Annotated in this window: 15 protein-coding genes, 2 pseudogenes and 1 other annotated feature; of the genes and pseudogenes, 4 read left to right on the forward strand and 13 right to left on the reverse strand. The window is 40.7% G+C overall.

Annotation, left to right across the window (positions count from 1 at the left end):
• Positions 1-18 precede the first annotated feature (18 nt).
• Both C6W21_RS09495 and C6W21_RS09500 read left to right on the forward strand, forming a co-directional pair.
• Positions 19-388: pseudogene (locus tag C6W21_RS09495) on the forward strand (MFS transporter); the annotation flags it as partial.
• A pseudogene (locus C6W21_RS09500) lies at positions 381-919 on the forward strand (aldo/keto reductase); the annotation flags it as partial. The pseudogenes C6W21_RS09495 and C6W21_RS09500, both read left to right, overlap by 8 nt.
• A 45-nt stretch (positions 920-964) precedes the next feature.
• Here C6W21_RS09500 and C6W21_RS09505 read toward each other — a convergent pair.
• The 6 genes from C6W21_RS09505 to C6W21_RS09530 form a co-directional block, all read right to left on the reverse strand.
• Positions 965-2,464 (reverse strand): extracellular solute-binding protein, encoded by a 1,500-nt coding sequence (locus C6W21_RS09505; RefSeq protein ID WP_106056187.1) that lies wholly within the window; start codon positions 2,462-2,464, stop codon positions 965-967.
• A 25-nt stretch (positions 2,465-2,489) separates the two neighbouring features.
• The gene (locus C6W21_RS09510) at positions 2,490-3,350 is read right to left on the reverse strand and encodes a carbohydrate ABC transporter permease (RefSeq protein ID WP_087976618.1); all 861 of its coding nucleotides are present in this window, start codon (positions 3,348-3,350) and stop codon (positions 2,490-2,492) included.
• Between the two features lie 219 nt (positions 3,351-3,569).
• Positions 3,570-4,322 carry an NAD-dependent epimerase/dehydratase family protein gene (locus C6W21_RS09515; RefSeq protein ID WP_106050128.1) on the reverse strand — a complete coding sequence of 251 codons (753 nt, stop codon included), beginning with the start codon at positions 4,320-4,322 and terminating at the stop codon, positions 3,570-3,572.
• 46 nt (positions 4,323-4,368) lie between these two features.
• Positions 4,369-5,271: a dienelactone hydrolase family protein gene (locus C6W21_RS09520; protein ID WP_106056189.1), complete on the reverse strand. Its 903-nt coding sequence runs from the start codon at positions 5,269-5,271 to the stop codon at positions 4,369-4,371.
• A 130-nt stretch (positions 5,272-5,401) separates the two neighbouring features.
• Complete coding sequence (leuS, locus tag C6W21_RS09525; RefSeq protein ID WP_106050130.1) at positions 5,402-7,816, reverse strand: leucine--tRNA ligase; 2,415 nt, start codon at positions 7,814-7,816, stop codon at positions 5,402-5,404.
• A gap of 97 nt (positions 7,817-7,913) precedes the next feature.
• Positions 7,914-8,135 (reverse strand) — a binding site (T-box leader).
• Between the two features lie 103 nt (positions 8,136-8,238).
• Positions 8,239-8,568 (reverse strand): DUF4257 domain-containing protein, encoded by a 330-nt coding sequence (locus C6W21_RS09530; protein ID WP_142392849.1) that lies wholly within the window; start codon positions 8,566-8,568, stop codon positions 8,239-8,241.
• A gap of 426 nt (positions 8,569-8,994) precedes the next feature.
• Here C6W21_RS09530 and ytvA point away from each other — a divergent pair, with 426 nt between their 5' ends.
• Positions 8,995-9,798 carry a YtvA family blue-light photoreceptor gene (ytvA, locus tag C6W21_RS09535; protein WP_106056191.1) on the forward strand — a complete coding sequence of 268 codons (804 nt, stop codon included), beginning with the start codon at positions 8,995-8,997 and terminating at the stop codon, positions 9,796-9,798.
• Positions 9,799-9,883: 85 nt separating this feature from the next.
• Positions 9,884-10,585 (forward strand): coiled-coil domain-containing protein, encoded by a 702-nt coding sequence (locus C6W21_RS09540; protein ID WP_106056192.1) that lies wholly within the window; start codon positions 9,884-9,886, stop codon positions 10,583-10,585.
• A 63-nt stretch (positions 10,586-10,648) separates the two neighbouring features.
• Here the strand turns inward: C6W21_RS09540 and C6W21_RS09545 are convergent, their stop codons facing one another.
• The 7 genes from C6W21_RS09545 to C6W21_RS09575 form a co-directional block, all read right to left on the reverse strand.
• Positions 10,649-11,959, reverse strand: coding sequence for an ABC transporter permease (locus C6W21_RS09545; RefSeq protein WP_106056195.1), 1,311 nt, complete (start codon positions 11,957-11,959; stop codon positions 10,649-10,651).
• Positions 11,949-12,647 (reverse strand): ABC transporter ATP-binding protein, encoded by a 699-nt coding sequence (locus C6W21_RS09550; RefSeq protein ID WP_106056197.1) that lies wholly within the window; start codon positions 12,645-12,647, stop codon positions 11,949-11,951. Before C6W21_RS09550 ends, C6W21_RS09545 begins: the two co-directional genes overlap by 11 nt.
• Positions 12,648-12,667: 20 nt before the next feature.
• Complete coding sequence (locus C6W21_RS09555) at positions 12,668-13,663, reverse strand: ABC-2 transporter permease (RefSeq protein ID WP_106056198.1); 996 nt, start codon at positions 13,661-13,663, stop codon at positions 12,668-12,670.
• On the reverse strand, positions 13,657-14,535 hold the full coding sequence (locus tag C6W21_RS09560) for an ATP-binding cassette domain-containing protein (protein WP_106056200.1): 879 nt from the start codon (positions 14,533-14,535) through the stop codon (positions 13,657-13,659). The genes C6W21_RS09555 and C6W21_RS09560 overlap by 7 nt, the downstream gene beginning before the upstream one ends.
• Positions 14,528-14,920: a GntR family transcriptional regulator gene (locus tag C6W21_RS09565; protein WP_106050138.1), complete on the reverse strand. Its 393-nt coding sequence runs from the start codon at positions 14,918-14,920 to the stop codon at positions 14,528-14,530. Before C6W21_RS09565 ends, C6W21_RS09560 begins: the two co-directional genes overlap by 8 nt.
• Before the next feature lie 17 nt (positions 14,921-14,937).
• Entirely contained in the window at positions 14,938-15,117 is a 180-nt protein-coding gene (locus tag C6W21_RS09570; protein ID WP_034665379.1) for a hypothetical protein, read from the reverse strand.
• 143 nt (positions 15,118-15,260) lie between these two features.
• Positions 15,261-15,536 carry a YtzC family protein gene (locus C6W21_RS09575; RefSeq protein WP_106050140.1) on the reverse strand — a complete coding sequence of 92 codons (276 nt, stop codon included), beginning with the start codon at positions 15,534-15,536 and terminating at the stop codon, positions 15,261-15,263.
• Between the last annotated feature and the right edge of the window lie 74 nt (positions 15,537-15,610).

Consider the following 15,610-nt stretch of genomic DNA (forward strand, 5'->3'; position numbering starts at 1 on the left):
AAGGATGTGAATTTACTCATGAAGAAACAAAAAAACCCCTTTGCCCTTCTCGCACTAGCTATTAGTGCTTTTGCTATAGGAACCACCGAATTCATTAGTGTCGGTCTTTTGCCGATGATTTCAGAGGACTTTGGAGTGAGCATCAGCCAGGCGGGCTGGACCGTCTCTTTATATGCACTTGGTGTGACATTCGGCGCGCCTATTTTGACTTCTCTTACTTCAACGATGAAAAGAAAGACATTGCTTTTGCTCATTATGCTCGTCTTTTTGATTGGAAATACACTCGCCACGATTGCTCCGACCTTTTCAATGCTATTAATCGGCCGGGTCATTTCGGCCCTATCCCATGAAAATCTTTATGTCCATCGGCTCTACAATTGCTGCAAGCCCTTCAGCTTGACTACCTTGATCTATATTTAATCCATTGGCCGGTTGAAGGAAAATATAAAGACGCTTGGCGTGCGCTTGAAACCTTGTATCGTGAAGGAAAGGTGAGAGCCATCGGTGTGAGCAACTTCCAGCCGCATCATCTAGACGAACTATTAAAAGATGTAGACATCATACCAGCTATCAATCAAGTGGAGTTTCACCCAAAACTGACGCAGGAAACACTCTATACGTATTTGAACACATGGCATTCAAATGGAAGCTTGGTCACCACTGATGCAGGGGGAACTGCTTCATCATCCGCTGATCAAAGAGCTATCAGACACATACGGCAAAACACCTGCTCAAATTATTTTGCGCTGGGATGTGCAAAAAGGCGTCATCACCATTCCAAAATCAACGAAAGCACATCGTTTAAAAGAAAATGCAGACATATTTGATTTTGCCTTATGTGATGAGGATATGAAGCGCCTTTCTGACTTAAATAAAAACAAACGTATCGGGTCCAGCCCCAGACAACTTTGACTTTTAATGAAAACACCCCCGCTTTTTAACTGTGCGGGGGTGTTTATGTTGATCATTTTGATTTTTTAAAGGAAGCTTCATATTCTTCTATGATTTTATTACCACCGTTTGATTTCCACTTCTCTACATCTTTCTTAAATTGATCTTCACTGATGTCTCCAAGAATGAACTTATAGGTCGCATCATCGATGATTTTTTTCAATTCGTTTCCTCGCTCTGAGGCTGTTTCTGAATACAGGCTTTCAGCAGGATTGGCGACGATGATGTTTTGATTGTCTTCTTCCAGCTCTTCATATTTTGTACGAACCGCATCTCCTTTATTTTTCAAGTAGCGTTTATCAATTCCTACTAGACTGACAAGCGGCTGTACATCTGTCTGCCAGCTTTTCACTTGTTTTTCTTCCCTGACAAATGTATTCCCTTCTTCTTTCTTATAATGCTCGCCATCTATACCGTACGTCATGAGACCATATACATCTTCTTCTGCAATGCGATCAAAGAAGGCCAAAAGCCGCTTTAATTCTGCCTCTGATTTCACGCTTGTTTTAGGGAATGCAAAGATGCCATTATGACCACCTGATGCCCACACACGTTCTTTGCCATCTGGGCCTTTAATTCGGTTCATGATATCTACTTTCATGTTTTTATCTGTCGCGTCATCTCTCAAGTTCACTGCGTCTACCATATTTCCAACATAGATCCCTGCTTTTCCTTGTGAGAATAATTCCTGCTGCTGTGTTTTACTTGTCACAGGGAAATCTTTGTTAATATAGCCATTGTCACGAAGTTTCTTCATGTATTTCATTGTATTCATGTACTCTTCTGTCATAAAGTCTGGCGTGAATTTGCCGTTTTCTTCTTTCCAGTCTGTTGGCATTCCCTCATATGAACCAAGTGTTTTAAATGCCCCATAAATCAAATCGTTCCGATCCGTAAAGCCAATTGTATCCGCTTTTCCGTTTTGATTCGGATCTTTTTCAGTAAAAGCTTTAGCTACCTCATAAAGATCATCCAATGTTTTTGGTGTATCCAAATTTAAATTTTCAAGCCAATCCTTTCGAATGACAATTCCTTGTCTTGAAAGTGGTCTCTCTCTATAAATGCCATAAAGCTTACCGTCTATAGAGGCGTTTTTATTAATCAGTTCGTTCATCTTACTTAAATTTGGATAATCCTTTAAATACGGCCCGACTTCCCAGAACATGCCTGATCTGAACGCATTAATAGCAGACGAATTCTTAATGTCTTGAATCGTCACAATCTGCGGCAGATTCCCTGCGGCAAGTGCAGAATTTAAACGGTCTTCCTTCACAGCATCAGGCACCCACGTAATATCAAGCTCTGTATTTGTAAGCTTCTCAATCTCTTTTAATACTGAATCCTTCGGCGGCTGCTGATGATACAAAATGGCCATCCATGTCAGCTTTACTTTTTTATCTAAATCAACCTTTTCATCTGATGAGCTGGCTCCTTTACTTGAGCACGCTGACAGAATGCCGCTTGCTGCAAACAGCAGAACAAATGCTATCAGCCATAATTTCTTTCTCCCCATAAGATCCCTCCGTTGTTCCATCTTTTTAACCTTTTACAGAACCTAGTAATGCCCCTTTGTTAAAATGCTTTTGAATAAATGGATAGACAAGCAGAACGGGAATGGTTGCTACCACAATGACAGCCATTTTAATCGTTTGGTCTGGCGGTGGTGTGGATGATCCCATATCCGACATATCTCCCTGCATTCCGCTTGAGACAATGACAATCTGCCTTAGCAGCACCTGAATCGGCCATTTCACTGAATCATTTAAATACAGGATCGCAGTCATGTACGTATTCCAATACGTCACGGCATAAAAAAGTGAAATGGTCGCAATAGCTGGCAAAGAAAGTGGCAGCACAATTTTAAAGAAAATCCCTAAATCGTTACAGCCATCCATCTTCGCTGATTCCTCAAGGCTTGCCGGAATGTTTTGAAAGAAGTTTTTCAAAATAATCAAATTGAACGCATTGATCGCAACCGGTAGAATAAGTGACCAATAGGTATCCAGCAGACCAAGTGTTTTCACCACAATAAACGTCGGAATCATGCCTCCGCTAAACAGCATCGTGAAGACAACGAGAAACATCAATGTTCTCCGGCCTTTTAGCTCCTGACGAGACAGCCCATATGCCATGAGTGAGGACAAAAACATGCTGACAGCTGTGCCAACGAGTGTCACAAGAATGGACACAATGAGGCTGCGATACACAATATCCGTAGAGAAAATATACCGATAGGCCTCTAAAGAAAACGTGGTCGGGAACAAGATAAACTTCTTCGTGATGACCTCTTCTACTGTAGCAAAAGAGGCAGCAATCACATGGATGAACGGAAGCACACATATTAATGCGAACATGAGTAGAAAAGAGTAATTAAATAAGTTGAACAATCGGCCTTTAATAGAACGATCTATGTTCATCACACCCCTTCTTTGAAAGCGTTATCATTTTGTCCGAACATAAGCTGCAGCCTGTAACGATATCGTGATTAAAATGTAACAAACAGGGGAAGAAAGCGTCTATAATCATCTTGACAGACCAACTTGGTGGATCCTGTCAGTCGTGCTTTTTTGCTCATGAAACAAAAGAATAAGATCATCAGCTAATGACATGATTATGCCCTATGCCTGATCATTTTCTTCAAGGATTTCCGTCGTATTCACATCAGGTCTGTAGCCTAACTCCTGCTTCGTGTTTTCCGTAGACCAAGGCTTTTCTTCGTTTTCTGATACGGCATAATATGTCCCAAAGGGGACGGTCGTTTCAATCGCTGCCTTTGTCGTCCCTATAAGATCTTCATGTGACAGAAGTGTTCGTTTCGTTCGTTCTTTCTCGTGTAATGCCTCCATCTCATCCGTCACAACCGTTCCAATCCGTAAATTGATAACAGACATCCCCGTTTGATCGTGGAACAAAAGGCCAAGCTGTTCTGAAGCAAATTTTAAAATACCATAGACATTTTTAGTCGCTGGCACATCATCTGTTGTAATATTGCGCCCTAGTAAGGAGCGGCCATCCTCTTCATAACGATCAGTCACATGATTACTGCTTGCAAAAATGACTTTTCGTATGCCGAGCCGTGCAGCTGAGCGAAACATAGAATAAGAGCTCCTCCAAAAAATATCAATCATTTTTTCAAACTCCTCATGGTTCATCACATCATGCGTCATCTCCATGTTTAAAAGGTGTATGATGACATCTGTATCTCGCGGAATCGCCTCATATAATTCCTGTTCATTCGCTGCATCTGCTAAAATGACTCCTTTTACACAGCCCGTTTGATCAATGATGGTGATCTCGTACTCAGAAGAGAGCGCTTTTGTTAATATACGGCCTATCACACCGCATCCGCCAATGATGGTCAATTTTTTCATCTGTCTCCTCCTTTCTTTTGACGTAGTATGTCCAAGCCTTTATGGATTACAGCCACTTTTTCAAAAATCGAGTAGCCTCGTGACGCATAGCCGCTGTTTCAAAATGACCTGCATGAAGACCAACAAGCTGATACCGTTCTTTCAATGAAGCAGCTTGATAGGTTTGGCTCAACTCCTTTTGAATGCGTGCGACGCCTTCAGTTGGCGTGAGCGGATCAAGTTTTCCAACTAAGCTTAAATGTGGTCTTGGAAAAATCATTTTCTGAATATCAGCTGCTGTAAAGTGCTTTGCTAAGCTTGGTACATAGTAATAATAGCCATGCCTGTCTAAATTGTTCGTTTCAATTAATGTGTGGTGGTCGACCTGTGCGCAAAGATCAATACACACACTGACCCTCTCATCAAGCGCAGCAGTCCACCAGGAAAGAAGCCCTCCCATTGACATTCCAAAAACAGCTAAACGATCTGGCAGCGCATCAGATCGAGACAGCACATAATCAATCGCACACATGCTTTCATACAGCATCATACCCCACATTACTTTTCCTGTTAAAAGCATCTCCTTAAAAATTTCACTTTCTGTTCTTCCTCTTCTCTCACCAAACCCTGCATGATCTATAGCCAGGACACTATAGCCTTTTGATGTGAACTCTTTCGCATATGAAGGCGATTGTAAATAATGAGCACCCTTGATCAGCTCTTCCTTCCCATCCACGTAGTTCCCGCCATGAGAGTGCTGAAACAGCACAACGGGTCTTTTTTTCACCGTATCCTTCGGCTTAACAAAATAAGCAGGCACTTCCTCTACACCATGAATCGAAAGAATGAGTGTTTCAACGACATACGATTCACGTTCCTCGATCTTTAACGTATATGCCTCCACGCGATGGCGTTCTGGCATTTCTCCTAACAGACTGAGCAGTTGTTCACGTTTGCTTTCCTTTTCCATTGACGTCACTCCTCATTTTGTTGATCACCTGTTAACATACGAGATTGATGATGCAATCACCTTGTTTTCGACAAAATTATGTCCCGGGAAATAAAGAACACCCACCGGTTCATACCGATGGGTGTCATCATTAGTTCGCAACAATATTGACAAGCTTCCCAGGAACCGCAATCACTTTGCGAATGGTTTTCCCTTCAAGCTGTTCTTTTACGCGTGCATCATTTTTCGCAAGCTCTTCTAACTGTTCTTTTGTGGCGTCAGCAGGAACTGTTAATTTTGCTTTCACTTTCCCATTCAACTGTACGACAATTTCTACTTCATCGTCGACAAGCTTTGACTCGTCATATTGCGGCCATGCTTCATAAGAAATAGACCCTTCATGACCAAGTTTATTCCAAAGCTCTTCCGCTAAATGCGGTGCAATTGGAGAAAGAAGTTTCACAAAGCCTTCGGCATATTCTTTCGGCAGTGTATCAGCCTTGTAGGCATCATTGATAAACACCATTAATTGTGAGATCCCTGTATTGAAGCGCAGGCCTTCATAATGGTCTGTTACCTTCATCACGGTTTCATGATAGCTGCGTTCTAATACGCCGCCAGATTGCTCCGTCACTTTATTACTGATTGTGCCATCTTCATTTGTGAATAGACGCCATACACGATCAAGGAAACGACGAGCACCATCTAGTCCTGTTTCAGACCAAGCGATTGATGCATCTAAAGGTCCCATGAACATTTCATAAAGTCGTAGTGTGTCCGCACCATGAGATTCTACGATATCATCTGGATTGACAACGTTCCCTTTTGATTTACTCATTTTTTCATTATTTTCTCCAAGAATCATTCCTTGATTGAACAATTTCATGAAAGGTTCTTTTGTAGGAACAACACCGATATCATACAAGAACTTATGCCAGAAGCGCGCATATAGAAGATGCAGTACAGCATGTTCTGCTCCTCCGATATATACATCAACAGGAAGCCATTTCTTTAGCTTCTCAGGAGATGCAAGCTCTTCTGAGTTATGCGGGTCAATATAACGTAAGAAATACCAGCAGCTACCTGCCCATTGCGGCATAGTATTGGTTTCACGGCGTCCTTTTTTACCTGTTTCAGGATCGACGACCTCAACCCAATCTTTGATATTGGCTAAAGGTGATTCACCTGTGCCGCTTGGCTTAATCTCAGTCGTTTTAGGCAAAATCAGTGGAAGCTCTTCCTCTGAAACGGCTGAAGAATTTCCGTCCTCCCAATGAATAATTGGAATTGGCTCACCCCAGTAACGCTGGCGGCTAAATAGCCAGTCTCTTAAACGATATGTGACTTTCTTTTCGCCTTTTTGATGTTCTTCCAGCCATGCAATGGCTTTTTCAATCGCTTCTTCTTTTCCTAATCCATTGAGGAAATCAGAGTTAATGTGTTTTCCATCACCTGTGTAAGCTTCTTTTTCAATGTCTCCGCCTTCTACAACTTCCTTGATTGGAAGATCAAATGTTTTGGCGAATTCATAGTCACGCTCATCATGGGCAGGTACCGCCATAATCGCTCCTGTTCCATAAGTAGCCAGCACGTAATCTGCAATCCAGATCGGCATCTTTTCACCATTTAATGGATTGATGGCATAAGCGCCTGTGAAAATACCCGTCTTCGTTTTTGCAAGATCTGTCCGCTCTAAGTCGCTCTTTGATTGAATTTCTTTAATATACGCTTCGACTGCTTCTTTTTGAGCAGCTGTTGTAATTTTTTCAACAAGTGCATGTTCAGGTGCAAGTACCGCATATGTTGCACCAAATAATGTATCAGGACGCGTTGTAAAAACAGTAAACTGTTCGTCATGTCCTTCTACTTCGAAATGAACGTGTGCACCTTCTGAACGTCCGATCCAGTTACGCTGCATATCTTTGATGCTTTCAGGCCAGTCAATGTCTTCTAAATCTTCTAACAGCCTGTCCGCATATGCCGTAATCTTTAGCATCCATTGCTTCATTGGACGTCTTTCTACTGGATGCCCTCCGCGTTCACTTTTTCCATCAATGACTTCTTCATTTGCAAGGACTGTGCCAAGCGCCGGGCACCAGTTCACTGGTACTTCATCGATATACGCCAATCCCTTTTCGTACAATTTCAAGAAAATCCATTGTGTCCATTTATAATAATTCGGATCAGTCGTATTGATTTCTCGATCCCAATCATACGAGAATCCTAGTGATTGAATTTGGCGGCGGAAGTTATTGATGTTCTCTTCTGTAAAGGCCGCCGGATCATTTCCTGTATCTAGTGCATACTGTTCTGCTGGAAGACCAAATGCGTCCCATCCCATTGGATGAAGAACATCATATCCTTGCATACGTTTCATGCGTGATAAAATATCCGTTGCTGTGTAGCCCTCAGGGTGCCCGACATGAAGCCCTGCTCCTGATGGGTATGGAAACATATCAAGCGCATAGAACTTTGGTTTATCTTCCGAGTCAGATGTGGCGAATGTTTTATGTGTCAGCCAATAATCCTGCCACTTCTTTTCAATTTCCCGATGCTGAAAACTCAATGTGAAAACCTCCTTTAATATGTACGGCTGTATCTGCTCAGATGACCACTGCAAGAATTCAGATTTTTCTAAAATCAACAAAAAACCCTCATCCCTGGAAAGGGACGAGAGATTTTTTGGTTCCCGCGGTACCACCCTTGTTAGCGTAACTTTCTGTTTGTACGCTCACTTAATATCTTTAACGCAGACATGCGACAGAAGCTTTAACGCAACTGCAACTCTGAGGCGAGTTCAGAAGCAGATTTGATTGACTTTCACCAGCCGTCAATTCTCTAAAGACAAATACTGCTTTCCTACTACTCCTCTTCACTGTTCTTATCGTAACCGTCATCTAAGTAGTATTTTATAGAATTATGATCATAAGTGCAAGCAGGTTTGTATACAATGGGAATGTACCCTAGACTAGGGTAAAGTAGAGGATATTATTCGTGTGGAGATCGGTTATGACGGCTGGAGTCCGCATCCTGTGAACGCTGTTCTCTTACAAAATCAAAGCTTCGCAGAACTGCTTCTCCTCCGTAACCTGAAATAATTGATAAGATGACCAACTGCAGACTAGAATCGGGATTTGAGGATAAGACAAGCAGTGTAGCGGCAATCATCCCAACGAGCCAATCTTCAATAAACCCTAAATAAATAAACTTTTTTGTCATTCTGGGCTTCTCTAGCCTGCCTTTTTTCTTTACGTGACCGAGAATGCCCATGACCCCTCCAATGGCGCAAGCAATAATGACTTGTTGCAGCATTTTCATCACCTTCCTAAAGCCCTTAGAATAGTAAAGCGACTTCAGGCTGTCCAGCCCCCTGTAATGCCATTCTGCTGTTCCGTCATAATCCATGTAAAAGGTCTATTCTCTCTAACGAAGAAAAAAAGCTTGTTTCTTCCATTATATGTGAATGACCTAGAAACAATCTTGATGCATTGGAATCATTTTTACCTAATCCATATTAACTATTTTTGGTATTTTATGAATGATAAGCAATTGATTCCTTCTTTTTCTAAAGAAAAGTCTCCTTACTTACTCTATTCTAATGGAGGACAAACTATGATGACAAATTTAACAAAGCAATTGCAATCATTGAAACAGAACATATGTTATGTTACGTTATTAAGGAATACCTTTGGTTGAAAAGACAGGCATTTGATATGTCTGATAGTAGTAGCAAAGGAGGGTAATATGGTCAGCTCAAACATCTTCGGCTTGCAAAAACAGCTTGAACTCATAAAAAAAGCGCTAGATCATGCGCGGATCGGTGTTGTCATTACAGACCCTTCTTTAGAGGATAACCCTATCGTTTATGTGAATCATGGCTTTACACACATGACTGGATACAAACCAGATGAGATTCTTGGGCGTAATTGTCGATTCCTTCAAGGAAAAGACACCGATCAAGAGCAGCTTGATTTAATACGTCATGGCATACAAAATAAAACACCTATTACCACACAGCTAAAAAATTATAAAAAAGACGGTACTTTTTTTTGGAATGAACTCAATATAGATCCTCTATACATTGAACAAGATGACAAAACATTTTTCATTGGCTTTCAAAAGGATATTACGAAACAGAAAGAATATGAACAGCTCCTAGAAGATTCCTTACAGGAAATCACCTCTCTTTCGACGCCAATCGTCCCAATCAAAAATGGTGTATCTGCTCTACCACTCATTGGAAAACTATCTGAAGAACGCTTTGATGCCATTGTCGCGAAGTTAACTTGTATATTAGATGATTCAAAGGATGATTATTTAATTGTCGATCTTTCTGGTTTAATCGATGTCGATGATTCCGTTGCAGGACGCATTTTCAAGCTGCATCATCTTCTCAGTTTAACTGGAACCGAACTGATCATCACAGGGATCAAACCGCAGCTTGCGATGAAAATGAAAGACTTGGATACAGATTTCCAGGATACGATCACATATTTGACGGTTAAGGAAGCAATCAAAGGATTACATTTAGCTGAAAACCCTGTGTAAACTGGGTTTTTTTAGTTAAAACGGCCCCTGAAAATGGAAAAATGAGGTATGATAGGAGTAAATAGAGATTTAGGGGGGCTTCTAGATGATGATGTTACTCATCATAGGTCTTTTATGTGTTTGTTTTGCCATAGGATATGCCGTTAATTTCTTATTACTCAAACACCAGAACGCGCAGATCTTTTCAAAGAAACTATTTTATCCATTTTTGATCTTGGGTCTCTTCTTTTCCATTATGTCATTACCGTTTGCTGCCACAGATGCACCGAAGGCACAAGCAGATCCATCTTCAGAACAACTGCTAAAGGATCAAAAGCAGCTCACATCTGACATAACGCGCTTAAAAGCTGATAAAGAGGAGCTTACCGCCTCTTTAGAGGACGCAACAAAGGATAAAGAAAAACTAGCTAAAAAGCTAGAAACCATCACCTCAGAAAAAGAAACGGTCAAAAAGCAGGAAAAGACCATTCAAGCGCTTGAAGAGAAAATAGACAAGCTTGCCTCGAGCAATGAAACACTCAAAAAAGAGAACAAGAAAAGCAGCAGCGATACGAAGTCTTCAACTGTTCAGCGCTCCGCTCCTAAAGATGAAGGAAAAAGTACAGGCGGTCATGAATCACAGAAGGAAACAAAAAAAGAATCAGCAGCCTGTAACATCAAAGGAAGTGTCAATGGCATTTATCACACACCAAGCAGCAGATACTACTCTAGAACAAAAAATGTAACCAAACTATTCTGCTCTGTAGAAGAGGCAGAGCGTGCAGGGTACAGGGCACCTAAGCAATAGCCATGTGTCACGAAAAAAAGAACCTCCTGTCAGCCCAATTGGGTGCCTTAGGAGGTTCTTTTTTTAGATTTCTCTTCTTAATGCTGCTAATACATTCGTTTTTGTTGCTTTACGTGCTGGGTTAAGCCCTGAAAGGATCGCTACCCCTGCGCTAATCACTGTTGCTGTAATCACAAGGCTGAGCGGAATGTAGGAGAAGGTAATCGAGAATTGATCACTTGACCCTCCCTCAGACATGGACGACAAAATGGCTGGAATGATTAGATTGACGGCGAAACTAATGAGATATGAGATAATAATACCGATGATCGACCCTATCACCCCAATATAAGCACTTTCCATGAGGAACATTCGCTTGATAATCGATGGATTCGCACCAATGGCTTTCATAATCCCAATCTCTTGTGTTCGCTCTGTTACTGCCATCGTCATCGTATTAAAAATACCAATTGCAGAAATAATGACTGCGATACAGCCGACAAAAATAAGCCCAATTTTGAAGACCGTAAAGAACATATCCATTCCTTCGAGCTGATTCGTCACAGAGATGACTTGGTATCCCTCATCTGTCAGCTTATTCGTGAGCGCACCGACATTGTCGAATTTATCTGCATAGACAGAGGTCATTTTCTCGACATTTCCTGCTTCAGGAGATAGATCGAGTATTTGACCAAATTCCTTTTCATACGCATTTGGAATGAGAATTTTATGATCCTCTTGCCACTCCAAATTTGGCTTTTTCATGACACCTACTACACGGAAATCAAATGTTTTTTCTTTGACGACTTCATTTTCTTCATTTAATTTTGGCACTTTGATTTGGATCACTTTATTTAAAATATCCTTCGTGTAGCCTTTAGGCTCTTTCGGCATTTCTTGACCATTTGATGTCTGATTTAATTCTTTTTCATAGGCTTCGCGTTCTTTTTTTGTCCACAGTTGTTCAGCCATATGATACCCGACCACAATTTCGTTCGCTGATGTTGGGACTTTACCTCGGTCTAGCTCAAGCCCTGCTTCTTTTTCTTCTTTCATATCGGTCAAAGCAACCTGCGTTTCACCTGAGCGGTCATCGAGCTCGATCTTTACCGATGGAGTGAGCGCCGTTCTTGAGACGACAGATTTCACATGATCATATTTCTTCAAATCATCTGTCTTGACGTCACCTTTTTCCTTGCCTAATACTTTCACTTCTGTGATGATTTGCTGTTTCATGATTTCATCTTGCGCCGATTTTTGCAGACCAAAACCAACAGATGCTAAAACGATTAAGAAAGAGCATGCCATTGTCGTCGCAAGAATGGTCATAAACACACGCAATCTATTTTTCTTCATGTTTCTTCTAATGAATTTGACCTGATCTCTAAATTTCAATGGATTGTTCCCCTTTCTTTAATACACCATCATGAAGCTGGAATGTTGTATCTGCGATTGAAGCGACTTCATCGTCATGTGTAATGATGACAAATGTAATTCCTTTTTCACGATTGAGCTGCTGGATAAAGGCTAAGATTTCTCCTTCGGTTTCTGAATCTAGGCTGCCTGTTGGTTCATCCGCTAAAATAATAGATGGATTTAAAATCAAGGCTCTTGCAATACTCACACGCTGCTGCTGCCCACCTGACAACTCATTTGGGTAATGCCCTGCATGATGTTCTAGACCTACTCGTTTCAGCATTTCTTTTACTTTTGCCTTTCGTTCAGCCGGCTTCACACCTTTTAAAGTGAGCGGAAGTTCAATATTTTCATACGTTGTTAAGCTCCCGATCAATTGAAAGCTTTGAAAGATAAAACCAAAGTGATCTAAGCGGAAGTCCGCCCATTCTTTTTCATTAAAGCCGGTCACATCGGTACCATCAATGACAATTTGTCCGCTCGTTGGCGTAATATATCCTGAAATTAAGTTCAATAGGGTTGATTTGCCCGAACCACTTCGTCCCACAATACAAGCAATATCGCCTCTTTTGATGGATAGGTCAATCCCTTTTAGCACAGGAATCTCATTCTCTCTGCCTTTTTTACCAATTTTAAACACATGATCTAACGCTTGAACCTGAATCATCTCTACTCCCTACTCTCTGTTTATCTTTTTCGATATATTAAGAAATAACTCGTCAGTGCGCCTACAACGCCGCCTATTAACATGCCAGCGATATAACCAAATATGGAAGTGTCAGAAGAAAATCCAAACCATCCAAACCCTAGAACACCGAAGGCAATGACCAAAATCTGAATCGGTCTATCCATTTTTGAATAAAGGAAGAACCGGCCATTTCGTTCAATAGGCTGCTTCATAAAGCTAAATAAACCAATAAGATAAAATACAATCATCATCATAATCGGTATGATGAATTCTTCACCAGTAAACCAAATTGGATATTCACTCGGATCTCGATATTTAAAACGATCTGTTATATAAGTAATTGGTGCGATGGGCATAATAAGGTAGTCATAACTGACATCTCCCCAATGTCTATTCGTTCTTAAAATAAAGTCTAAATGAAACATTGGAAGCCAAATTAATAAATATGGCAATATCGATGTACTGAATGTCACAATGGCTTGACTAATTGCGCTTCCTGTTAAAGCACCGGCTGCGAGACACAAACTATAAATCATTAAGGTTGACACTAGCGCAATGAAGTAACCACTATTAAAGTCGAACGTCTCTTTTGGTTGAATGCCTAATATGAGTAAGTAAGTGATGGCATATGACAACAGATGAACGAGCGTGATAATTCCGGCACCTAAGAAAAATTTTGTGTGATAAATGGTGCTTCTGCTAAAAGGCAAGGATAAAGTGAAATCGATTTGCCCTTTATTTCTTTCATATCCCAATTGGATAATCGCAAAAAGCAAGCCCATCGTCCATGAGAGGGCGATAAAAATATCAGAACTAAAATTATAATAAAAGTAATTGTCCACTGTTGTACAAGTCGGATCGTTTAAACAAGTTTGAAAGGATGAGTACCCCATTAAAAAGGATAAAGGCGTGGCAAACACCGCAACCAGCATGACTAAAATAAATGTCAGCTCTGATTGCTTCCACTCTTTATATAATAATTGCCGCTTTACCATCTCCGTTTCCCTCCAAACTTTGCAATGAATACTTCTTCTAAATTGACAGGCAGTTCATGCCATACTTTTGGCTGCAGCGACTTCAAGTACTCTTTAGCCTCTACATCGGTTTTAAGAACAAGCGCTGTATAAAAAATGCCCGCTTGATCCAAAATCGCAACGCCTTTTTTTCGAATACTTAAGTTCATATCTTCTTCAAAAGCCATCTGGATTTTGACATAATCATTCTTTAATTCATCTAAATCCATGACACTTGTGAGTTGATTTCCTTCTAAAAACCCGATCCGGTTACACATACGCTCAATATCCTCTAATCGGTGTGATGTAATGAGAATCGATGTTTCACGTTCCGCTACCTCGTCGATCATGAGCTGAAGAACATCATTTCTTGTGACAGCATCAATTCCATCTGTCGGTTCATCTAACAAAATAACCGCTGGCTTGATCGCAAAGCTTAAAATTAATGACAGCTGTTTTTTTAACCCTGTCGATAGTTCACGATAGTTCACTTTTTCCGGAATTTCATAGCGGTTCACAAGCTCATTGGCATATGTCACGTCAAATTTCGGATAAATATGCTTTAACAGCTGGACAAGCTGTCCGTAATTGTATCTGTCAAAGTATGGATTTACAACTGGCATATACACAATATTTTGCTTCACTAACGGATGGTCTTTCACAAGCACGTCTTTAAAATATATCTCTCCTTCATCTGGAAGAAGAATTTGCTGAATCAAGCGGAGAAGTGTTGTTTTTCCTGAGCCATTCCTGCCAAGCAGACCGAAGATCTCACCTTCGCCTATTTTGAAGGAAACGTCACTGAGTACTTCACGTCCATTTAGTGTCTTCGATACATTTCTAACCTCAATCAACTTGTTTTCCTCCCTCAAGACTTGAGCCGATCTCTTCTATCCATTCCTTCAGTTGTTGAATATCAATACCGGCATAATGAGCTTCTATAATGAGTTGTCTTAATTGCTCCTTCATCTCCAATACCTTCCCTTCATTCAGCTTTAACTGAGCTCCTTCTGTTACATACGTACCACGGCCTCTTAACGTTTCAATAATCCCTTCCCGCTCAAGCTCTTTATATGCTTTACTGACGGTGTTTGGGTTGGCGATGATAATGGTGGCGAGCTCCCTGACAGAGGGCAGTTTGTCACCAGGTTTCATTACACCTTTTAGACATAAAATTTTCAACTGTTCAATAATTTGTTCATATATTGGCGCAGCGCTTCGTGGATCTATTTGAATCATGATCGCTCCCTCTTTCCTCATTCATGCTTTTGCAGTCCTATCGCTTGTTCATGCCCTTGCATTAAAGGGATTGAATTAGGTATCAAATCTTTTTGAACTTCAAAACCAATGAAAACGAGAACGAAAAAAAATGTACATGCTAAAGCAACAGCCAGCACCATCCACTTCAAATTGATTGGTTTTTTTTCTTTTTTCATGGTTGAACACCTTTCTTCACTTTTTAAGTGTCTTTAGTGTATTAGTTGATATAGTACACTTAATACAATATAGCCACTCAATCAAAAAGTCAATGGTCTTTAAATAAAATAAAAAACAGACCCTTAAAAAAAGGATCTGTTCATCATTCGTTGTCGTAAGAAATACCTAAAATCATTTGATTTTGCAAGCTTTGAAGTTGAACACGCGCCCTGTCTAATCGCTCTCTTTGCTGGTCATTGGCGACATCTTTTAATTTTTCTAATTCGTTGACCGCATCTTCAAGCATAAGCTGCGCCTTAGAAAATTCGTCCTCATTATAATGCTCTTGCCGTAAGTTCAAATCAAATTGTTCACTTGCAAACTCAAGGGTTTCAGTACTTTTTTGGATAAATTCATCGATCGACTGCCTTGTTGCCATCTTGCATTCCCTCCATTTCATCATTGCTCTCGCCTATTTTGCCCACGTAAAGCTTTTTCACTAAAGAAAATGTT

The organism is Bacillus sp. NMCN1, from assembly GCF_002998085.1.
GTDB lineage: Bacteria > Bacillota > Bacilli > Bacillales > Bacillaceae > Bacillus.